Origin of the sequence: Helicobacter mehlei (assembly GCF_003660265.1) — a bacterium.
GTDB lineage: Bacteria > Campylobacterota > Campylobacteria > Campylobacterales > Helicobacteraceae > Helicobacter > Helicobacter mehlei.
Genome location: NZ_QXQP01000002.1, coordinates 80,211 through 101,830, shown reverse-complemented (window position 1 = coordinate 101,830; position 21,620 = coordinate 80,211). Strand labels below are relative to the sequence as shown.

The window sequence follows — 21,620 nt, the reverse complement described above, 5'->3', positions numbered from 1 at the left end:
TGTATGGCAAAGAATAACTTATTAGGTGGGGCGTTGTGGGATGCTTATTCTAACGAGGTGAGCAGACGCATGGATAATCCCACGCATTTAGGCGTGCTCACAGAGGAGGATGCTAAAGCTAGGGGGGCTAGGCTCATTGTAGCTGATTATGGTGCAGAAGCTTGCGGGGATGCGGTGCGCCTGTATTGGCTGGTGGATGAAAAGAGCGACACAATCATTGATGCCAAGTTTAAGAGCTTTGGGTGTGGGACAGCCATTGCTAGCTCGGATATGATGGTGGAGCTGTGTTTGGGCAAACGTGTCCAAGAGGCGGTCAAGATCACCAACTTAGATGTGGAGCGGAATTTGCGCGATCATCCTGATGTGCCGGCTGTGCCCGGGCAAAAAATGCACTGCTCGGTGATGGCTTATGATGTGATCAAACAAGCAGCCGGGCAGTATTTGGGCAAAGATGTTGCTGATTTTGAAGATGAGATCATTGTGTGCGAGTGTGCGCGTGTGAGTTTGGGCACAATTAAAGAAGTTATTAAACTCAATGATCTCAAAAGTGTCGAGGAGATCACCAACTACACCAAAGCTGGGGGTTTTTGCAAAAGCTGTGTGCGCCCGGGTGGGCATGAAGCTAGAGAATATTACTTGGTGGATATTTTAAAAGAGGTGCGCGCTGAGATGGAAGAGGAGAAACTCAAAAGCCAAGCGCAAAAATCTTTGGAGGGTAGCCTAGCCTTTAGCGATATGACCATGGTGCAAAAAGTGCGCGCCATCGATCAGGCCATTGATACGCATATCCGCCCAATGTTGATGATGGATGGGGGGAATTTGGAGATTTTGGACATCAAGGAGGGTGGGGGATTTGTGGATGTCTATATCCGCTACATGGGCGCATGCGATGGGTGCGCCAGCGCAACCACAGGGACTCTCTTTGCCATTGAGGGCATGTTGCAAGATCACCTAGACGAACATATCCGCGTCTTGCCTATTTAGGCGTGTATTTTTAACAAAAGGGGGGTAAATTAGCTATTTGTTATTTTTTTTACGATAGAATCAATCCTATTTACTTACATTTTAGAGGAGTTTTGATGAACAAGACAACAAAGAGTGTTATGCTGGCGGGGCTTATGGGCGCATTGATTGTGGGCTGTGCCACAGAGGGCGGACCCCACAAGGTGGGGCATGCTTCAACCTCAAAAGCTGTCCATGCACAAGGTGAGACGCCATTACATTTTTCTTATCCCCTTAATATCCAACAAGAACCGGCTAACCACCATGTAATTGGTATTCTTATCCCCCACATCCAATCAACCGACAATCTCAAATCCCATATCCAGGACTTCCAAACAGCTTTGGTTGGGCAGGTCAAAGAAATTTACCAAAGAATGGGTTATGATGTAGAGTTGTTGGACACAAGGGACAAACTCACAGATGAAGAAAAGCACAAGGTTTGGGCTGTGTTGGATTTAACCGGCTGGATAGGTGTCCTTGAAGATGTGAAAATTGATTTGGACGATCCGGAGAACGATAATGCTGATGAATTGGTCGATCAAAGTGCCGGCGCACTATTTTTCAAGTTCTATGAGCCCCAAACTGGACGGATCATCCATAACTTTGGTGTGAATGTGGGCACTTACCAAGCCTTTAGACACACCTACACTTACCGCAACACAAACTCGGGAGGTTTCTCTGGTCCCCGTGTTGAAGCCACAAGTGAGCGTGAAGAAAATACCGACAAGGCAATCCACAAAATTTTAACTGAAATGTATGCAGGTGTGATGCAGGATTTGCTCAAGCAAATTAGCCATTCCCATGTGGATCGCTACCGCAAAGCCATCGAGCAGATGAAAAGCGACAAAAAATAGTTCCATTTAAAGGTCGGGTCTCTTAGGGTTTTTTGGGGGGGGGTCTCCACCTTTGGCTTTTTGTTATCTCTTTGTTTTCTTGGGGTTAATAACGGATAAAAAGAGTTTTGAACAAAAGTTTTTGTTGCCCGGTTAATATCGATCAAGATTCGCCTATACTGTGCTGTGGGGATTTTAGCCCTGCATGTACAAGTGAGTGGCAACCTTAGCCCCTACATCGATCGGTTTCAAGATGCGCTAGTCGAACAGATTCAAGTGATTTTCCAGAAAAGAGGTTATCAGGTCGTGTATTTCACAAATGGGCAAGTGCTCACGCCCGCACAAAAACACCAAATGTAGTCTATTTTAGATATAGGGGGTTGGGTCGGGTTTAGAGGATGTCAAAATGGATACGGACGATCCTATTATCCATAACTTTGGCATTGAGGTGGGGACAGAACAAGCCATCACCCACACCTACACCTACCAAGCTACAGACTCAGGAGGTTTTGCGGGCGCAAATACCATTGGCCACACCGAGCTAGAGAAGAACAATGGCAATGCAATCCGCAAGATTCTCAACAGAATGTATGTGATCGTGATGAAAAGAATGCTGAAAGAACTCACCAGCGAGAACATCGATCGCTACCGCGAGGTGATCGAAAAGATCAAGACCAAAGGTAAATAAGCCATCAAGGAGGGTTTAAAAGCGGTAATGGAACGCCATGCCATAGCGGGCGTTCCCTTTTTCATTAATGCTAATCTCGGGGTAAAGCTCCCAATTACGGCGGTATTTGGAAGTGAAGAGATAGGCAAAGCCCCAGCCAATCAAACTCCCCACAACCACTTGTAAAATCGTGTGTTTGCGCGCCACCACACGGCTTGCATCGGTGAGCATGGCTAAAGCGATCACAGGCAGAGCCGGTTTCCACCCATAGCGGTAAAAAACAAACCCGGCTGCACTCCATGCCCCCCCAGCATGCCCGCTGGGCATCCCCCGCCAGCTATCACAGCAAGGGCGTTTCGCAAAGGGCACCTTAGCCCCTCTGTCATGCGCGCTTTGGAATGCCCCCTTGATGCCATAAATCACGCCTTGGGTTACAAAACTCCCAACTGCCAACTCCCCTAGTCCTCTATAATCACGCATACCCAAGCTGACCACGCCCACAAAAATAGGCATCAAGCGCAAAACATCACCAATGTCCTCTAAAATCTTGGCTTCTTGGCTCTCGGCCTGCCCCAAGCGCACACAGAGCAACAGCGCACAGCCCGTATGAACAACTTTTTTCAACATGCCTAGATTATAACATTTTGTAAGGTATAATGTTTGAAAAAGTTTAGACTGTGCTGTATTTCGCGCTAAGTTTTTTAAGTAGCTTGGGGGTGGTGATTTTCTCTAAGCGATCGCTCTTGTTTGTGGATAATGCCAACAAACCCCAAGGCTTCCACACCAAAAGAACTCCACGGGCCGGAGGGTTGGGGATTTTTTTGGTTTTTTTGGTGGGTGGGGGTGCGCACTGGGGGCTACTTTTAGGAGGCGTGGTGGTCTTTTTAAGCGGATTTTTAGAAGATCTCAACCGCCCCCTAAGCCCACAAAAACGCTTATTCTTGCAAAGTTTAGGGGCATTGTTCGCCATTAGCCTAACCCCGCTCATTTTAAAAGATTTTGCCCCCTTTTTTAGCCTGCCTGTGATCTTGGCTTTGCCTTTTAGTGTGTTCATGCTCGTGGGTGTAGCCAATGCGATCAATATCATTGATGGGTTTAACGGGCTTGCTGGGGGCTTGAGTTTGGCAATCTTGGGCATTCTTTATTGGATCGAGCCCAATACCTGGGTGCTAGCTTTGCTCTTAGGTGTTTTGGGCTTTTTAGTCTTAAACTTCCCCAAAGGCTATATTTTCCTAGGCGATGGGGGGGCGTATCTCTTGGGACTAGTGTGCGGGGCGCATTTGATGGATTTAGCCTTAAGGGGCGTGGTGAGCGTGTGGTTTGGGCTGGCTTTAATGGTGTATCCGGTAACTGAAGTGTTATTTTCCATCGCGCGGCGCAAGTTGCAAAAACAAAAAGCGACCCTGCCTGATGCCCTGCACCTACACACTTTGTTGTTTAAGGCACTGACTAGCAAATACCCCAATCCCAATGCCCTCACCGGATTTTCGATTGTGGTTTTAAATCTGCCCTTTATGCTGGCTAGCTATTTTTGGCGTAACCATCCCCATTGGCTTTTAGTGGTGATCGCGCTTTTTGTAGGGGTGTATCTTAGCTTTTATCAATATCTCAATCGCAAGGAGTGCCCATGCGCTTAGGTCTGAATATCGATCATATTGCCACGCTCAGGGAGGCGCGTAAAATCCACGAGCCCAACCCTCTAGAGGCGATCTTTATTGCCAAAAATGCGGGGGTGGATTTGATCACTTTGCATTTAAGAGAAGATCGCCGCCATATCCACGAAGACGATGTAGCCAGCATTATCCAGCATGCCCCCATGCCTATCAATGTAGAATGCGCGATCGACCCTGAAATCACTAAAATTTTATGCCACCTGCGCCCCTTCAAAGTAACTCTAGTGCCTGAAAAACGCGCCGAGATCACCACAGAGGGCGGACTTAACTTAGAGCACCCCCAATTAAGCCAGACCATCAAGACTTACCAAGATTGCGGGATCGAGGTGGCACTCTTCATCGATCCGCAAGGAGAGAATTTGGCGCGGGCTTTGGATTTGGGCACTAGAGTCGTGGAGTTGCACACGGGCAAATTCAGCAATCTTTACAATAGCCTTTATTCCCACTTCAAGCACCATAAGAACTGCTTAAAAGATTTACCATCAGATAATCCCACCTTGAAAAGCATGCTGGATACCAGTTTGCAAGAGCTCAGAGAAGCCACCTCACAAGGAGTGCAGATGGGCTTAGAAATGTGCGCTGGGCATGGCTTGAATTATTTTAGCGTGGGGTTAGTGGCGTGCATTGAGGGCTTAGAAGAACTCAATATTGGGCATGCTATCATCGCACGGGCGGTGATTGTGGGGCTAGAGCGCGCCATTTATGACATGCAAGAGGCGATGCAACACAGATGAAGCCCAAAATCGCCATTAGTATTGGGGATATTCAGGGCATTGGCTTAGAAATCGCGCTCAAAGCCCATGTGCGCATCAGCCAAATTTGCACCCCGCTTTATTGCGTGCATTTGGAGGTTTTAAAGCAGGCTAACGCCCTGCTCAAACGCCGCTATACCCAAGCCCTAGAGCGCATGGAGTGCGTACCCATTAATGCTCCCAAACCCACAATCAAGCCCGCCCAAGTGTACCAAGAGAGTGGGTTTTATAGCTACCAAAGTTTCTTGCACGCCCTAGATTTGGTTGATAGTCAAGAGGCCATGGGAGTCTGCACCTTGCCCATCCACAAGCAAGCATGGCAATTAGCGGGTATTAACACCCCCGGACACACCGCCCTTTTAAAAAAGCGCTACCAAGAAGAGGCGATCATGATGCTGGGTTGCCCTAAGCTGTGGGTGGCACTCTTTAGCGATCACATCCCTTTAAGTGCGGTGAGTGGGTGTGTGCAATTAGAGCCTTTAAAAAAATTTTTAGGCACTTTGGGGCGGGTGTTGGCAAAGGTGGAAAAAATCGTGGTGTTGGGGCTAGACCCGCATTGTGGCGATGGGGGTGCCATTGGTTGGCAAGATTCAATCGTGCAAGAGGCGATCAAGGACGTAAACGATCGGCTAGGGCGCGCGCTGTTTTTAGGACCCATGCCCGCTGATAGTGCCTTTGCCCCGCATATGCGTGCGCGCTACACGCATTTTGTTGCCCTTTATCACGATGTGGGGCTAGCCCCACTCAAAGCTCTTTATTTTGAAGAGAGCATCAATGTTTCGCTCAACCTCCCCATCAAGCGCGTCAGTGTCGATCATGGCTGTGGGTTTGATATTGCCTACCAAAACAAAGCCAGCCCACAGAGCTACTTGAATGCGATTAAGTGGTTGGTGTCCTTGTCAAGGGATTTTTTGGAGAGCTAGACATAGAATGTCTTTGGACTTAATTTTTTGCCATTTGCCCTGAGTGTTGTATAGACAAGGTGCATTATTGATGCTGACAAGGGGGAGATTTTGCAAGGAGTGTTGGAGGGCTTGGGCATCGTAGGTGTGTTTTTCAAAGATGTCCAAACACGCTTGTTGGAATTTTTGGCGTAAGTATTTGGGCTTCAAACAAAGGTGGGGGTGTTTTTGCAAAATCCCTATGTCTAGTTCTGGGCTAGAAAGAGGGTCATCAAAGGTGTAGTAATAACTCTCATCTAAAAACTCCAAGAGTCGCGTGGCATAGTGGGCGTAATAGAGTTTATAGAGATCAGTATAATCCTCTTGACTAACAACATTATCTTCCCCAAACTCTTTACCGGCATTAAATTTTACAAGGATATAGGCATCTGCATAGTCCCATCCAATACTAGGACCCAAGAGCGTGTTATAAAAATGGTGTTGTGTCAAGTCATAGGCCAATTCCGCCACTCTAAAATCCTTGAAAAAGGCTTGCACGGGCAACACGGGTTTAGGACTCACTTGTTCGTTTTTAAGAAAATATTGGATTAAATCCTTGAAATCGCTGGGCTTGAGGGGATTTTTGCTCAAAGTGGTGGCATAGATACTTAAGTCCAAGCCTGCTTGGTGTGCTTGAATAAGAGGGGTATAGATAAAATCTAGTACCTTGAGATAATCTTGTACCACTTGGCTAAGAGTAAGGACTCCTTGATGGTCTTCATTTTTTTCGTCTAAGATCAAACCATAGATCAACGCAAGGACATGCAAAATCTCAAATTTTTTAAGCCCTGTCACAAAACGCTCTTCTGCCTCATTTTTGGGTTTGAGTTTCTTAAAAAGGGAAATTTTGTGCATAAACTCTAAGCCTAGTTCTTCTAAGGTAGGGATACTATCTTGCACAACCTCGCTGCGGATCAGATCGTATCCGGGCATGGCATCTTGATTACCTTTTTGCATCAGATTTTTTATTTTTGTGGCAACTAGCATGAGGGGAGTCTCCCCCATCGCCCCTACACCACAAACCGCCAAAACTAGGCAGAACAACAAACGAAACATCAAAATTCCTTTGTGAGGTGTTTTTGCAAGGCTTTGCAAATTGCATTTTTAGAGTGTAACTTGACGATTTCATCATGGCGATCTAAATAGATACAAGGCGTGTCTTCCATGGCAAATAGGCGTAAGATTTTTAGTTGGTCTTGGAGGGCTTTAGTGTCTTTGTGTTGGTGCAGGACTTGTTGGCATGCGTGTATCAGAGAGGGGGTTAGATACTGGGGGTTTAGGCAGATCGTGGGGCGTTCTCGCAAAAGATCGGGGCTCACATCTTGCAAATCCACATAAACATCGATGTCTTTGACCAAATTCAAAATACGGGCAAGGTAGAGGGCTGAGAAGATTTTAAATTTGGCAAGGGGAGGCTGTGCTAGCAAACTTGCAAAGGACTCATAATGGTGCAAATGCGACACATCTTGTTGGAGAATAGAGGCGATTGCCACTTGTGCCCAAGCACTCTTTAATGTTAGCAACTGCTGGTAAGCGTTGTCAGCATCACGCACATCGCGCACCAAATTTGCAACCATGCCATTTGGGTTGAAACGCACATAGTAATCTAGGCTACTGCCATAGTTTCTTAAAACATGTCCGGGGCAATTTTGGCAAGTTCTCTCATAGGTAGCCATATTTATCCGTAATGCCTCGAGATAGGCTAAAGGGTCTAGCCCTTGTTTGTGGGCGTTAAAAAGGGGGGCATAGAAAAAATTTAGGCTGTCTAAAAAATTTTGGGCAATTTGGGTGGGTTGGGCATCAGAATTGTCCAACAAGGCCAAGAGGTGGAGGGCTTCAAATTCTTTAAGATTTTCTAATAAATGCGCTTGTGGCTCATTTTGGGGACTAAAATCTTGAAACAAAGGCACTTGTTCTAGGAGTGTGCGCGCTCCACTTAGATGTGTTTGGACATCCCCATCAAATTGGAGGGCAACTAGGTAGGTCGTGTAGGAGTATTCTGTGCGTTTGAAAATAGGGTCTTTTAAAATCTGTTGGCTTTTTGTATCCATTTGGGCTTTGAGTGTAGTCAGCCTTTGGACAAAATCAGAATCAACAGACACACTTTGCTGGGCATCCAAAAAACCACCCAACCAAATAAAACCTACCAAAACCCATTTTTTAAACATTCCATTAAGACCCATCAAATCGATCCTGTTGATGGCTTACGATCAACCCCACCTAAGCAAAACACCAACGCACTAAAAATACTCCTCTAGATTTTTAACAAGTTCGGCAAACCTAGAGAACGATTCTGGTCTAATTTTCCACCAACACGCTTTGGGCATGGGCGATCAGGGGTTCGATAACCGGGTCTAAATTGCCTGAGAGCATGATCTCCTCTAAGCTATAAAGGGTTAGATTAATGCGGTGATCGCTCAGGCGGTTTTGGGGGTAGTTGTAGGTGCGAATCCGCTCACTGCGATCCCCACTACCCACCTGCATTTTGCGCTCAGCTGCACTCTCTTGTTGTTGTTGTTCGATCTGTTGTTCATACAGACGGGCTTTTAAAATCTTTAATGCCTTATCCTTGTTTTTGTGCTGGGATTTTTCATCCTGCATGGACACGCTGATCCCGGTGGGGACATGCGTGATGCGCACAGCAGAGTCGGTGGTATTCACACACTGCCCCCCATGCCCGCCCGCTCTAAAAACCTCAATGCGCAAATCATTAGGGTTAATGTTGATTTCCACATCATCGGCTTCAGGCATGATCGCCACAGTGATGGCCGAGGTGTGGATACGCCCTTGCGACTCGGTCTCTGGCACGCGTTGCACGCGGTGTGTGCCCGCTTCAAATTTGAGGCGCGAATACACCCCCTGCCCCTTGATCAGAGCGATCATTTCTTTATATCCCCCTACGCTATTCTCACTCGAGCTAACAATCTCTACTTTCCAGCGTTTTAAATCCGCATAACGGCAGTAAGCTCTAAAGAGATCGCCCACAAAGATACCCGCCTCATCGCCCCCTGTGCCCGCGCGCAATTCTAAGTAAATATTCTTGTTGTCATTAGGGTCTTTGGGGATGAGCAAAACTTTAATGCGCGCCTCAAGACCGGCTTTTTGATCCTCTAAGTCTTTAAGTTCCTCTTTAGCCAGCTCGCCTAGCTCCCTATCCTCAAGCAAGGTTTTATTTTCTTGGATATTCTCCAATATGCCTAGATATTCCTTAGCACAACTGGCTAGCTCCTCTAAACTGGCTTGTTCTTTACTCAGCTCGGTGAGCTGGCGCACATCATTTAAAACTTCCGGTTGGGTTAAGCTAGTCGCAAGCGCATCGTAGCGCGCCACGACTTCCTTTAATTTTTGGGGGAGCACGGATTAACTGGCTAAAGCGATCTTTTTCACGCTCGCATTGAGTCTAGAAACCTTTCTAGATGCGGTGTTTTTCTTCAAAATGCCTTTGCTCACGAATTTATGCAATTCCTTATTGGCCACTTTCAGGGACTCTTGGGCTTTGGGGACATCATTTTGTGCCACCGCCTCACGCACCGCTTTGATGATATTTTTAATGCGGGTTCTGTAAAAGCGGTTGCGCTCGGTGCGCTTGATGGTTTGGCGAATCCTTTTCTCAGCGGATTTATGGTTGGCCACTACTTAATCCTTTTATCAAAAATAATGTGGCAAAATTCTAGCCAAAAGCGCATTAAAGACAAATTAAATAGGGTGCTGGCATGATTTTTGGGACTGACGGGGTGCGGGGGAAGGCGGGAGTGGAGATCACGCCCATGTTTGTGATGCAATTAGGCATTGCGGCTGGGTTGTATTTTAGCAAGAATGCCCTTAGTCATAAAATCCTAGTGGGCAAAGACACGCGCAAGAGCGGGTACATGATTGAAAATGCCCTAGTGAGTGCGCTCACTAGCGTAGGTTATGATGTGATCCAAATTGGACCCATGCCCACGCCTGCCATCGCATTTTTGAGCGAGAATATGCGCTGTGATGCGGGTGTGATGATCAGTGCGAGTCATAACCCCTTTGAGGATAACGGCATTAAGTTTTTCGATCGCTTTGGCTACAAGCTCCAAAGAGAGAGTGAGCTAGAGATTGAAAAGATTTTTGCTAATGAAAACTTGGTTCGCAATAGTTGCCAAGTGGGGGTAGGCATTGGGAGTTCTAAGCGCATTGATGATGTGATCGGGCGTTACATCGTGCATTTGAAAAACTCCTTCCCCAAGCATTTGAGCTTGCAGGGTATGCGCGTGGTGATTGACACTGCCAATGGAGCCGGCTACAAGGTCGCCCCCATTGTCTTTAGCGAGCTGGGAGCCGATGTGATTGTGATTAATAACAAACCCAATGGGAGTAATATCAACGCCCAATGTGGCGCGCTCTTCCCCTTAGAACTGAGTCAAGAGGTCAAACGCTACCGCGCAGATTTGGGCGTCGCTTTAGATGGGGATGCCGATCGGCTGGTGGTGGTGGATAATTTGGGGCAGGTGGTGCATGGCGATAAGCTCATCGGCGTGTTAGCCAGCTACCAGCACCAAAACCAGCAACTAGCCCAAGCCAAGGTCGTGGTAACCAGCATGAGCAATTTAGCCCTGCAAGAATATTTGGACACGCAAGGGATTAGCATGGTGATCTGTGATGTGGGGGATAAATTTGTCAGCGCAGCAATGATCGAGCACAAAGCCAATTTTGGAGCTGAGCAGAGTGGGCATATCATCTTGGGGGATTATTCTAAAAGCGGGGATGGAATCATGAGTGCTTTGCAGGTGAGTGCGCTCTTGGTGCAGGCCAATAAACCCAGTTGCGAGGTGCTCAACCCCTTCAAGCTCTGCCCCCAAGTGCTTGAAAACCTACCCATCAAGCACAAAAAGCCCCTAGAGAAAATCCCGGGCTTTAAAGAAATGATCAAAAACCTAGAACAACACCATATCCGCCATCTGATCCGCTACTCAGGCACCGAAAATCTCTTGCGTATTTTGCTAGAGGGTAAAGATAGCACATTGTTAAAAAGCAAGACTCAAGAACTCAAAACCTTTTTTCATGAAAAACTAGGTTAAGCCTTGAGACGCGCACTGGTTTATTTTGTCTTAGCTGGGGTAGTGGCTCTCATTGGCGATCAAGCCCTAAAACAAGTGATTTTAGAAGGGTTTAGATACCATGGTCCTGTGATCTCCATTGTCTTGGCCTACAATAAGGGCGTGGCTTTTTCGATGTTGGATTTTTTAGGCCCTTGGCTCAAATATTTACAGGTGCTTTTGATTGTGGGGATGGTCTTCTTATTGGTGCGGCAAAAAGATTTTTTTATCCCCAATGCCCTCCCATTTGGGCTGGTGCTAGGAGCGGGTAGCTCTAACATTTTAGATCGCTTCGTGCATGGGGGGGTGGTGGATTATGTCTATTGGCATTATCAATTTGATTTTGCGATCTTTAATTTAGCCGATGTGTTGATCGATGTGGGTGTGGGTCTTTTGGTGATCCAGATGTTAAGACAAGGGGCTTTTAAGGCAAAAAACAAACAAGATCGGGTAAAATAGTGGCTTATGGTCGCGTAGCTCAGTGGTAGAGCACTACCTTGACATGGTAGGGGTCGCTGGTTCAAGTCCAGTCGGGACCACCATTTCACTACGGACACATGTTTAACCCCTAGATTGCAACAAAATGCCTCAAGAATTGCCCCATATGATTAAAGAATGCGCTTGTAAATGAGATCATAGAGCAAGAAAAATCCGTGATTGGGGTATTTTATCTTTAAGACAATCTCACATATAAAAAAGGTAGAATGGGGGGTTTAAGCCCTTTGTGATTGGAGGTTGTGTGGTGATCTGGAGAGTAGTGGTGTTGGTGGGGTTGTTCTTAAGTGGGGGTATGCTTGCTAAGGAGCAGGATTTTTTGGTTGCCCAGCAAGCTTATGTGTGCCACCAGTATGACAAAGCTTTGCAACACTACCAAAAAGCCCTCAAAGCAGGCGATAAACGCGTTTATATGGCTTTGGGGAATTTTTATTCTGATACAGACAATTATGACTATAATGATGATGAAAAAGCCATTGGGTATTATAACACGGCGGGCGATTTGGGGAGTGTGGATGCCTATTTGAGCATCGCAAACATTTATGTTATGGGGAATGATGCTTTTAATAACAATATTGTCACCAATGTCCGTAAAGACAACCTTGAGGCTCTCGTATATTACCAAAAGGCAGCACAGATGGGATCAGCTGAGGGGTATGTGGGTTTGGGTGATGTTTATTTAGATGGGGGTTATGGGGTGCTTGAGGACGATCAAAAATCCTTAGAATATTACCAAAAGGCAGCACAGATGGGATCAGCTGAGGGGTATTATAAATTGGGAAGAACCTATGAATATGGGAGCTATGCGGTCAAACAAAACATCCCAAAAGCCCTAGAGTATTATAACAAAGCGGGGGAATTAGGGTATGCTCAAGCCTATGATAGGTTGGGGTTTATCTATAAAATGGGGGATGCTGGGAGTGCTGGTGATCCTAGAGATGTGGGGGTTGATGAGGACAAATCGGCAGAATACTACCGCAAGGCAGAAGCACTCAACAAACAACAAGAGGATAAATCCCCTGCTAAGTGCCCTTAAACACAAATCTACACGATTTTATGCTAGACTTTTTGGATTTTGCTTTTTATCGTGGGTTTGTTGGTTTTGACTCCATTCAAAGGCTTTTGCCATGTTAGCTAGTGAGGGCTCTTTAAATAAAGCTTCCTCTGTCAATAAAACTTTTGGCACCATTGTGATTAGTTATGTGCTCTTGGCTCTCTTAGGGGCACTGTTACTGAGCCTATCGCCTATGCGGCTCAAACCCATTCCCTTTATTGACTTGTTTTTTACCTCTGTTTCAGCAGTCTGTTTGACCGGGCTTATCACATTCAATCCGGCAACCGATCTGAGTATCTATGGGCAGGCGGTGATAATGGGCTTGATCCAAGCTGGGGGGTTTGGTTACATGGGGTTAGCGGGCTTTTTGTTCTTGATTTTGGGTAAGCGCATGGATTTTAAAGGGCGTATGTTGCTCAAAGAATCCCTAGATTACCCCAACATGCAAGGCATTATCAGATACCTTAAAAAAATCCTCCTTTTCACGCTCTGCATTGAGGGGCTAGGTGCACTCATCTTAACTTTGTATTTTCTCTCCAATATGCCTTTCAAACAAGCCCTGTGGGCGGGGATCTTCCATGCCATCTCGGCTTTCAACAATGCCGGTTTTAGTGTCTTTGAGTCCAATTTGGTAAATTACCGCAATGATGTCGTGGTTAATCTGACAATTTGTTTGCTTATTATCCTAGGTGGGCTGGGGTTTTTGGTCTTGAGTGAATGTTATGATTACCGCAACAAATCGCGTTGGAGCGTGCATACGCGCATTGTTCTCATCGCTACGGCTATTTGCATTGTGTTAGGTATGGCGGTGCTCTTGCTCTTTGAGTGGGATAACCCCAAGAGTTTTGGCGAATCGAACTGGTTTGAGAAGATTTTAGGCGTGTTTTTTATCTCGGTCAATCTACGCACCGCCGGCTTTAACACCATTGACATGTCTGGCTTGCACGATCAAAGCTTGTTTTTCTCTTCCTTGCTCATGGTGGTAGGCGCAGCTCCGGGGGGCACGGCTGGGGGCATTAAGATCACTACCATGACTCTCTTGCTAGTATATGCTTATTGCACGCTTAAAGATAGAGAAATGGTGCTATTCCAAAGGACCATCCCCCAAGCCCTTGTCAAAAAATCCTTTCTAGTTTTTATCATCACCATGTTTTATATCATCATCTCGGTGATGATTTTGAGTGCCACTGATGACACCCAAAACAAGCATTTTTTACACTTGCTCTTTGAGATTTGCTCTGCCTTTGGAACGGTGGGGGCCAGCACAGGTGATGGAGGTAGTCTCTCATTTGCAGCCACTTTTACCAATTTTGGTAAGCTCTATTTGATTGTTTTGATGTTTATGGGGCGTGCGGGGGTTTTGATGTTTAGCATGGCACTTATTGGCAAGAGTAAAACACGTCATATCAAATATCCCGAAGAAGGAGTGCTTTTATGAAAACTTATGCGGTTTTAGGTCTGGGTAAATTTGGTTCGCATGTGGTGCATGGCTTGGTAGAAAATGGCGAACAAGTGATTGCGATGGATATTAATGAAGAGAGTATCAAGGTTTTTAAGGGCGTGTGCGACAATTTATTTATCATTGATAGCACCGACATTAACGCTTTAAAGGATGCGGGGATTGGGGAGGTGGATACCGCCATTGTGAGTATTGGGCAGAATGTGGAAGCCTCGATTTTAAGCGTGATGGCTCTCAAAGAAATTGGAGTCCCTGAGGTCATTGCCAAAGCCTCGACACTCATCCATGGCAGGATTTTATCCAAGATCGGCACGGATCGCGTGATCTATCCTGAACGCGATGCGGCTAAAAGACTGGTAAAAAGTTTATCTTTTAACCCCAATTTAGAAGTGCTAGATGTTACCAATAGCATGAAGATTATCCGTTTGAATGTTGGCAATGCGCATGCCGATCGGCAAGTGCAAGATTTTTTGCATTCTTTCCAAGCGGATTTAAAAATTGTGGCGCTCAAGCGTGAAAACAAGTGGATTTATAACATTGAGCCATCGCTCATCTTAAAACTTGAGGATACTTTGTTGCTGTTTGGGCATGCTAGGGAAGTGGAAATATTCTTGGCTAGTAAGGACGCTTTGAAGTTTAAAAAGTGATGGGGTGCTTGACTTATTGCCCTTTAAACTTGCCTGTGCTAGACTTGATCCTAAAAATCAGTGGTTAAAATGATAGAGAGTGTAGAGATTAAAAAGGGGTTGGTTTTTGCCCATGCCTGCTTGGAATTTAGCCCCCATTTGAATGTGATCAGCGGGGCTAGTGGGAGCGGTAAGAGTGTTTTGATTGATTGTATTTTGGCTAGTCTAGGCTTGCAAGAAGTGCGCGCCCAAAGCATCACCACCCTTTACAAAGACAATAACCACACCCGCCACCTCCAAGCCTTTAAAGACAAAAAAACCAAGCGCACCTTGGATCACAAACCCACCACTAAAAAAGCCCTCCAAGATCGTTTTGCCCCCCTTGTGTTACACATCTCTAGCCACAAACACGCTCAAGAGCTCACCCCTAGCTTTTTGCTAGAACTCTTAGATGGCTATATAGACCCCCAACTCACCCACACTTTCCAAGAGACCCACCAAGCCTACACCCAAGCCCGCCAAGAGCTTGCCAAACAGCAACAAGAGGCAACGCATTTAGACATGCTCAAAGAAATGGCGCGTTTTGAGTTAGCCCAATTACAGAGCGTGGATTTACAAGAGGGGAGCTATACCCATCTTTTGGAACTCAAAAAAGCCTACAGCTCCAAAGAAAAAATGGCAAGCCAAATCAAGGCGGGCTTAGAAGCCCTAGAACATAGTTTTGAGATCACCAAAGCCCTCCAGTACACCCCAACCCCCAAAGAACCCCTAGAAGCCCTGCTAGAGGAAGCCAAACAAGCCCTAAGCGATCGCCTCTGCCAGCTAGAGGAACTTGAAGAGATGGATATTCAGGATTTGCTAGATAAAACCAACAAATTAGGCGCAATTTTGAAAAAATACGGGAGTGAGGCACAAGCTAGGGCGAGAAAAGAAACCTTGAGTGCAGATTATGAGCGTTATTGTGCCCATGCCCATAATTTGGAAAAGCTCCAGCAACAAGCCCAAGACCTAGAACAAGAGTGCTTGAAACTAGCTCTAGAGATCAAACAAGAACGCCTAAAATATCTGCCCTCTATGCAAGAAAATTTGGAAAGCTACACCCAACAACTCCTGCTTAAAAAACCCGCCTTGAGCTTGCAAGCCACCCCACTGGGCACAAAAGGTTTAGAGAGCTTGGAAATTACACTGGGCAACGCGCCTTTAGCCCATGTGAGTGCGGGCGAGTTTAACCGCTTGCGTTTGGCACTCTTGGCTTTAAAGGCAAGCTTGAAAAAACAAGTCTTGGATTGCCCAGCACAAACCATTATTGTTGATGAGCTGGATACCAATCTGAGCGGGCGGGAGAGTGCAAGCGTAGCGTTGATCTTAAAGGAACTCAGCGCGATTTATCAGATCATCGCCATCTCCCATGCCCCCCACTTGCCCGCTATTGCCGATCGGCATTTTTTAGTCCATCAAGAAGGCTCCTTAACTTCTGTCAAACCCCTCAATAAAGATGAGCAGACCCTAGAAATCGCACGCATGGTGGATGCCAATTTGGGCAAAGAAGCCCTAGCCTATGCAAAACGCATGTTAGAACCCAAATGATGCCCTATGCCCTGCTCCACCAGCTAGCCCACCTCTTAAAGCAACAAAGCAAGATTACAATCCGCCACCACCAAAACCTTTTGAGTCTAGACACCCCCCATTATTTGTTTAAAGCCTTGATGCAACAAGCCCAAAGTTATGTCTATGTGGATCAAACCCGGCTGAGCGTGTCCAAAACCCCTTTTAATTTGGCTTTGGAAAAATACGCCTCCAATGCCCAAATTTTAGATGCCTTTTTAGAAAATGAGGATCGCATTTTAAAAATCGCCCTAGAATGCCCCCATGCGTATAAAAAAATCCGTGCTTGTTTGCAATTAGAATTTACCGGCAAACACAGCAACGCCATTTTATTAGACGCGCAAAACAAGGTCATCGAAGCCTTGCGCTTTATCAAAGAAACACAGAGTTACCGCCCCGTGCTCAAAAACCAAGTGTTGCTCCCCTTGCAAAAACCCCATTTCAAACGCCCGCCCCTAGAGCCCCTAAGCACGCCTGATTTTTTGCAAGCCTTGCAAGATTTGCATGGTGCCTATAGTGCTAAACTCCTTAGTGCCAAAAAAAGCAACCTTGAAAGCCTGTGGCTTAAAAAAAAGCAAAACTTGCAAACGGTGTTGCAAGACTTGCCCAGTGCCCCGTATTTGGCTAGCCTAGCCCAACAAAAACACGCACACGCCTCTTTGATCCTCTCCAATTTGCACCGCCTAGATCCTAAGGTAATTTATAGCCCTGTGCTTAAATTAGAGAATGAGGATATTGAACTCCCCAAAAATGCCCGCTCGCTCAGTGATGCCACCAATAAGCTTTTCAAAGAATCCAAAAAATGCAAACAAAAATCCGCCCATGTTGCTCTGCAAAGAGATAATCTAACCTCCAAAATTGCCTTTTTAGATGCCAAATTGGTGCTTTTAGAACATGCCAGCTTAGAAGAACTGGCAATTTTAGCCCCCCCAAAAAATACAGCCAAGAAAAAAGCCCCCCCAGCGCGCTTTGAAAGTTTTGAGATTGAGGGGGTTAAGGTGCTCATCGGGCGCAATGAAAAGGAAAACCGTGAATTGTTGAAAATGGCGCGCTCTCAAGACATTTGGGCGCATATCCAAGACAAGCCCAGCGCACACATGCTAATCTTCACCCACCCTAATAAACCCTCTAGCTCCTTGCTTTTAAAGGCTTGCACACTCTTAGCCAAACTCTCTTACCCACACACCAGTAGCCAGCAAAGTTTAAAAGTGCGGATTGATTACACGCCAAAAAAGCATGTCAAGTTTACCAGCAAGCCCAACAATAAGGCTTATGTTACCTACACGCATTTTTCTAGCTTGAGCGTGGGGATTTGAATTTTAGACACAAGAACTACGCAACCTTTAAATCTCCTTTTAATCGTGGAGTGGGTGCTAAGGGGAGATAAGCGGGATTGACTTAAGAACTTGTGTTACAATAACAAAAACAAATGAAGGGATAACAATGGCGGTATGGCTATTTGGTGGGCAGGGCTCACAACATGTAGGCATGGGACAGGATTTGTGCGCGCATTCTAGCTTGGCTAAACAAATGTGTGAGGAGGCTAGCGATGTGTTAAAGCGGGATATGCCCAAGTTACTATGGAGCGAAAATGCAGACCTCAACAAGAGTGCCTATACCCAAAGTGCAATTTTTTTAGTTTCCATGATGGCTTTTAGGCTCTTTGCCAGCCAAGCGGGCTCGCTTGTGCCTAAAATGGGTTTGGGGCATTCTTTGGGGGAAATTAGCGCTAATGGGGCGAGTGGGGCATTGAGCCTAGAACAGGGCTTAAGGCTGGTCTTTGAGCGGGGGAGATTGATGGAAGAGGTTTGCACTAGGCATGCCAAAGAGTTAGGCATGTTGGCGGTGTTAGGGGCACAAACAGAGGGTATTTTAGCCTATTGTGATCAAGCAAGGGCACAGGGACAATTACTCCATGTGGCTAACTTCAATGGTTCTCAAGTCGTGTTAGCTGGGGAAAAGGAGTTCTTGCAACGCCTAGAGCCCAAAAGCTTAGGGGCTAAAAAATTGGTGCTCTTGCCTATGAGCGTGGTGAGCCATTGCGAGGTTTTAGCCCCGATGCTAGCAGATTTTCAAGTCCTATTAAAATCAAGCTTGCAAGACTCTTATGCCTTTGGCATTGTCTCAAACGCCACAACCCAAATTTACCAGAACAAAGCTGATGCCCTAGAATGCTTGGGGGTGCAACTGGTTAAACCCGTACTTTACGATCGCTGTTTGCAAGTGTGCGAGGCACAAGCGGATTACTATATCGAATTTGGCACCAGCGTGCTTAAAAATCTCAACAAACGCTTGAGCAACAAACCCACCTTGAGCATCACAGATACCGCCAGTTTGGAGGAAGCCTTAAAATTTGTCCAAGATCACTAGCACCCCACAAGGAAGATCGCATGAGGAAATTGTCTTTGCAATTTGCTTTGGGGGTTTTAGCCCCGCTGTCTCTCTCTTTAGAAGCCTTTGATTATAAGTTAAGTGGGTTTGCCAATCAGGCAGCCACAATCGGGTTTAACCAAGATCAAGTGAATAGGAGTAAAGGGATTTATCCCATGCAACAATATGCCACCATTGCGGGCTACCTCGCCCTTGATTTTAATCTCTTGCCCAAAACCTTAACCGGACATAGCCTCAAGGGGAGTATTGGGGGCATGGTTGCGGGTGTTTTGTATGATGGCACAAAGCACTTTCAGGGGGGCTCTGTGGTCTATCAAAATTTTGGTTACTACGATGGTTTTCTAGGGGGTGGGGCAGATGTGTTGCAAAGCGATAGCGTCACCACTAAAAATAGAAAAATGACTAATTATGTCCATGATTATATCTTTAGTGATGCTTATTTGGAATACGATTATAAAAATTTCTTTGGGATCAAGGCGGGGCGTTACCGCTCCTTTGCACCCTATAAATCTGGACAGACAGAGGGTTTTGAGGTCTATGGGCAGTTTAAACATGTCCGCTTGTGGTGGTTTAGCTCTTGGGGGCGTGCTTTTTCAACCGGTGCGCGCATAAGGGATTGGTATGCCGCACGGGTATTTTATAGTGGGGGTTACTACAAAAATAGCAATGGGGGTTGGAGTCCTAGAGGGCATAAGGTTGCCTACGGAACACATGCCATCCAGCTCACTTACAAAAAACACCATCTATTAGCCGAAGGGTTCTTTTATTTTTCTCCCAAGATGTTTAATGCACCGGGTTTGCGCATAGGGTGGGATAGCAACCCCAATTTTCAGGGCTTGGGCTTTCGTTCCAACACCGAGATCACCGCCTTTTTCCCCATGTACTACCCATGGATGGTGATTGGGGCAAATGGAGCCAATATCTACCGTTATGATAACCCAACTACACCTAATGGGCAAAGCCTCATCATCCGGCAACGCTTTGATTTTAACCAATTTTTCATTTTGGGGACTTTCTATAAAAACTTCCGCAATGTGAATGCCTATGTCGGCAACACGGGCAACCTCGCTGGGGTGGAACTTTATAGCAATAGCCTGTGGGCAGGTTACGCGGGCACGGCTTTAAAGGCAGATGCGGTAACTGGGTCGTTAGTTTATGGGGGCACGCATTTTAAAAAGAAATTTACATGGCGGATGACTTGGCAGTGGAGCAGTGCCCCAGTTTCTTATGAGGGACGGGTTGTATTTTCGGTGATCTACCAAGTTACGCCGTGGCTTAAAATGCTTGTTGATTTGGCCTATTATGGCTTGCACACTAACAAGGGTTACCAAGCGGGCTTGAATGGACCTTGCAACCCACAGAAGACCTATTGTGGGGGCAATTATCAAGATCGCAGCGCGCTCTACACGCAACTGATCGCCTCTTTCTAGGGATCGCCACTATCTTTTTGGTTACACTTAGTAGCATATCGGTCTATTATTTTTTATAAAGATAGAAAAAAGGGATGGTGCGCTCTCGTGTCAAGGGTGTTTTTTGTTAAAATGTGTGACATTATCAAAAAGGAGTGTTACCATGAGTAAGGCGAGCGAGCAGGACCTGAGAGGCAGGTATTGTTTTTTCTCAAAAGTTCTTTTAATAGGTCCCTTGGTCTTTTCTGCAGCTTTTGCTTTTGATTACAAGTTGAGTGGCAAGGCCGAACAAACCTCGTGGATTGGATTTAACCAACACCAAATCGATCGCTCTAGGGGCATTTACCCCACCCAACAATACGCCACCATCTCGGGTTATTTGGATTTGAGTTTTAATTTGCTACCCAAAAAGGTGAGCGATCATAGTCTAAAAGGGGCTATTGCAGGCATGGTTGGGGGGGTTTTGTATGATAGCACACGCCATTCCAAAGAGGGGAGCGTGCTTTATAAGATTTATGGCTATTATGATGGCTACTTGGGCGGGGCTTCCAATATACTATCCACCGATACCATTGCGGTTCAGAATGCCAAAAAACATGCAATGAGACACACCTATATTTTCAGCGATGCGTATTTGGACTACCAGTATAAAAATGTCTTCGGAGTCAAAGCTGGGCGTTACAATTCTACCATGCCCTATCGAAGCGGGAAAACACAGGGTTTTGAAGTCTTTGGGCAATACAAGCATGCGCGCTTGGTGTGGTTTAGCTCTTGGGGGCGCGCGATTGTGGGGGGGGGCTTTTTGATCGATTGGTATGCGCCCAGAACAAGCTATAATGGGGATTACACCAAAAATAGCCAAGGGGGCTGGGATCCACATGGCAAGAAACTTTCCTATGGCACCCATGCGGTGCGCCTCATCTACAACCGCCACAAGCTCTTAACCGAGTTTTTTTACTACTTTTCGCCCAAAGCGTTCAATGCCCCGGGTTTTCAGGTGGGCTGGGACACTAACCCCAATTTTAGCGGTAAGGGTTTCCGCTCCCACACACACTTGATCGCCTTTTTCCCCATGTATTATCCATGGATGCTGGTTGGTAAAGATGGCAAGCCCATTTACAGATATGACAGCCCCGCCACGCCTAATGGGCAAAGCCTCATCATCCGCCAACGCTTTGATTACAACAATTTTTATCTCATCGGGGCGTTTTATAAGAATTTTAAAAACACCAATGCCTATGTGGGCAATATGGGTAACCCCTCGGGTGTGTTGATGGGCAATGATAGTATTTATGCTGGTGTAGCAGGCACGGCTTTAAAAGCAAATGCGGTTACAGGAATGATTTCTTATGGGGCTACGCATTTCAAAGAAAAATTTTCATGGAAGATGGTTTGGCAATGGACAAGTGCCCCGGTTGCTTGGGAAGGGCGTTATATGCTCACGTTGGGCTACACATTTAACAAGGTGTTAAAAGGGAGCGTGGATTTACTCTACTATGGCATACATACCAATAAAGGTTACCAAGCGGGCTTAAATGCGCTTTGTACCAAGGGTTGTCAGGGCGGTTACCAAGATCGTAGCGCGCTCTATACGAGCTTGATCGCGTCATTTTAGTGCCAAGATAGTTACAATAGAAAATAGAGTGG

Annotated in this window: 22 protein-coding genes and 1 tRNA gene; 18 read left to right on the top strand and 5 right to left on the bottom strand. The window is 46.1% G+C overall.

Annotation, left to right across the window (positions count from 1 at the left end):
* Positions 1-3: 3 nt before the first annotated feature.
* The 4 genes from EAO36_RS01245 (at position 4) to EAO36_RS08890 (ending at position 2,523) form a co-directional block, all read left to right on the top strand.
* On the top strand, positions 4-984 hold the full coding sequence (locus EAO36_RS01245; protein ID WP_120947434.1) for an iron-sulfur cluster assembly scaffold protein: 981 nt from the start codon (positions 4-6) through the stop codon (positions 982-984).
* Positions 985-1,079: 95 nt separating this feature from the next.
* A complete protein-coding gene (locus EAO36_RS01240) occupies positions 1,080-1,856 on the top strand; it encodes an HpaA family protein (RefSeq protein ID WP_120947435.1) in 777 nt (258 codons plus the stop codon).
* Positions 1,857-2,021: 165 nt separating this feature from the next.
* Positions 2,022-2,195 carry an HpaA family protein gene (locus EAO36_RS08895; RefSeq protein WP_268877226.1) on the top strand — a complete coding sequence of 58 codons (174 nt, stop codon included), beginning with the start codon at positions 2,022-2,024 and terminating at the stop codon, positions 2,193-2,195.
* Between the two features lie 46 nt (positions 2,196-2,241).
* Entirely contained in the window at positions 2,242-2,523 is a 282-nt protein-coding gene (locus EAO36_RS08890; RefSeq protein WP_268877261.1) for an HpaA family protein, read from the top strand.
* 15 nt (positions 2,524-2,538) lie between these two features.
* Here EAO36_RS08890 and EAO36_RS01230 read toward each other — a convergent pair whose 3' ends face one another.
* On the bottom strand, positions 2,539-3,129 hold the full coding sequence (locus EAO36_RS01230; RefSeq protein ID WP_013890114.1) for a phosphatase PAP2 family protein: 591 nt from the start codon (positions 3,127-3,129) through the stop codon (positions 2,539-2,541).
* A gap of 50 nt (positions 3,130-3,179) precedes the next feature.
* Here EAO36_RS01230 and EAO36_RS01225 point away from each other — a divergent pair, with 50 nt between their 5' ends.
* Genes EAO36_RS01225 through pdxA form a run of 3 tightly spaced genes read left to right on the top strand, consistent with a single transcriptional unit; the run spans position 3,180 to position 5,850 of the window.
* On the top strand, positions 3,180-4,139 hold the full coding sequence (locus EAO36_RS01225) for a glycosyltransferase family 4 protein (RefSeq protein WP_205586152.1): 960 nt from the start codon (positions 3,180-3,182) through the stop codon (positions 4,137-4,139).
* Positions 4,130-4,909 carry a pyridoxine 5'-phosphate synthase gene (locus EAO36_RS01220; protein ID WP_120947436.1) on the top strand — a complete coding sequence of 260 codons (780 nt, stop codon included), beginning with the start codon at positions 4,130-4,132 and terminating at the stop codon, positions 4,907-4,909. Before EAO36_RS01225 ends, EAO36_RS01220 begins: the two co-directional genes overlap by 10 nt.
* A complete protein-coding gene (pdxA, locus tag EAO36_RS01215; RefSeq protein WP_120947437.1) occupies positions 4,906-5,850 on the top strand; it encodes a 4-hydroxythreonine-4-phosphate dehydrogenase in 945 nt (314 codons plus the stop codon). The genes EAO36_RS01220 and pdxA overlap by 4 nt, the downstream gene beginning before the upstream one ends.
* On the opposite strand, the gene EAO36_RS01210 is transcribed toward pdxA, so the two are convergent.
* The 4 genes from EAO36_RS01210 to rpsT all read right to left on the bottom strand — a co-directional run bounded on the left by EAO36_RS01210 (position 5,827) and on the right by rpsT (position 9,501).
* Positions 5,827-6,924: a hypothetical protein gene (locus tag EAO36_RS01210; RefSeq protein WP_235852165.1), complete on the bottom strand. Its 1,098-nt coding sequence runs from the start codon at positions 6,922-6,924 to the stop codon at positions 5,827-5,829. The genes pdxA and EAO36_RS01210 overlap by 24 nt on opposite strands.
* The gene (locus tag EAO36_RS01205; RefSeq protein WP_143928405.1) at positions 6,924-8,051 is read right to left on the bottom strand and encodes a hypothetical protein; all 1,128 of its coding nucleotides are present in this window, start codon (positions 8,049-8,051) and stop codon (positions 6,924-6,926) included. Before EAO36_RS01205 ends, EAO36_RS01210 begins: the two co-directional genes overlap by 1 nt.
* A 115-nt stretch (positions 8,052-8,166) precedes the next feature.
* A complete protein-coding gene (prfA, locus tag EAO36_RS01200) occupies positions 8,167-9,225 on the bottom strand; it encodes a peptide chain release factor 1 (protein ID WP_120955598.1) in 1,059 nt (352 codons plus the stop codon).
* Positions 9,226-9,228: 3 nt separating this feature from the next.
* Positions 9,229-9,501 (bottom strand): 30S ribosomal protein S20, encoded by a 273-nt coding sequence (gene rpsT / locus EAO36_RS01195; protein ID WP_120947440.1) that lies wholly within the window; start codon positions 9,499-9,501, stop codon positions 9,229-9,231.
* 80 nt (positions 9,502-9,581) lie between these two features.
* On the opposite strand from rpsT, the gene glmM reads away from it, so the two are divergent.
* The 11 genes from glmM to EAO36_RS01140 all read left to right on the top strand — a co-directional run bounded on the left by glmM (position 9,582) and on the right by EAO36_RS01140 (position 21,588).
* Complete coding sequence (gene glmM / locus EAO36_RS01190) at positions 9,582-10,916, top strand: phosphoglucosamine mutase (protein WP_120947441.1); 1,335 nt, start codon at positions 9,582-9,584, stop codon at positions 10,914-10,916.
* Positions 10,917-10,919: 3 nt separating this feature from the next.
* Positions 10,920-11,393, top strand: a complete 474-nt coding sequence (gene lspA / locus EAO36_RS01185; RefSeq protein WP_120955597.1) for a signal peptidase II — start codon at positions 10,920-10,922, stop codon at positions 11,391-11,393.
* A gap of 8 nt (positions 11,394-11,401) precedes the next feature.
* Positions 11,402-11,476: transfer RNA gene (locus tag EAO36_RS01180), tRNA-Val, on the top strand.
* 197 nt (positions 11,477-11,673) lie between these two features.
* Positions 11,674-12,465 (top strand): tetratricopeptide repeat protein, encoded by a 792-nt coding sequence (locus EAO36_RS01175; protein ID WP_120955596.1) that lies wholly within the window; start codon positions 11,674-11,676, stop codon positions 12,463-12,465.
* Positions 12,466-12,556: 91 nt separating this feature from the next.
* The gene (locus EAO36_RS01170; RefSeq protein WP_120947444.1) at positions 12,557-13,921 is read left to right on the top strand and encodes a TrkH family potassium uptake protein; all 1,365 of its coding nucleotides are present in this window, start codon (positions 12,557-12,559) and stop codon (positions 13,919-13,921) included.
* The gene (locus EAO36_RS01165; RefSeq protein WP_006016099.1) at positions 13,918-14,589 is read left to right on the top strand and encodes a potassium channel family protein; all 672 of its coding nucleotides are present in this window, start codon (positions 13,918-13,920) and stop codon (positions 14,587-14,589) included. The genes EAO36_RS01170 and EAO36_RS01165 overlap by 4 nt, the downstream gene beginning before the upstream one ends.
* A 69-nt stretch (positions 14,590-14,658) precedes the next feature.
* Positions 14,659-16,155, top strand: a complete 1,497-nt coding sequence (locus EAO36_RS01160) for a DNA repair protein RecN (RefSeq protein ID WP_120955595.1) — start codon at positions 14,659-14,661, stop codon at positions 16,153-16,155.
* A complete protein-coding gene (locus EAO36_RS01155) occupies positions 16,152-17,489 on the top strand; it encodes an NFACT family protein (protein ID WP_120955594.1) in 1,338 nt (445 codons plus the stop codon). Before EAO36_RS01160 ends, EAO36_RS01155 begins: the two co-directional genes overlap by 4 nt.
* 127 nt (positions 17,490-17,616) lie before the next feature.
* On the top strand, positions 17,617-18,543 hold the full coding sequence (locus EAO36_RS01150) for an ACP S-malonyltransferase (protein WP_120955593.1): 927 nt from the start codon (positions 17,617-17,619) through the stop codon (positions 18,541-18,543).
* A 20-nt stretch (positions 18,544-18,563) separates the two neighbouring features.
* Positions 18,564-19,994 (top strand): outer membrane family protein, encoded by a 1,431-nt coding sequence (locus EAO36_RS01145; RefSeq protein ID WP_120955592.1) that lies wholly within the window; start codon positions 18,564-18,566, stop codon positions 19,992-19,994.
* A 142-nt stretch (positions 19,995-20,136) separates the two neighbouring features.
* On the top strand, positions 20,137-21,588 hold the full coding sequence (locus tag EAO36_RS01140) for an outer membrane family protein (RefSeq protein ID WP_235852167.1): 1,452 nt from the start codon (positions 20,137-20,139) through the stop codon (positions 21,586-21,588).
* The last annotated feature ends 32 nt before the right edge of the window (positions 21,589-21,620 follow it).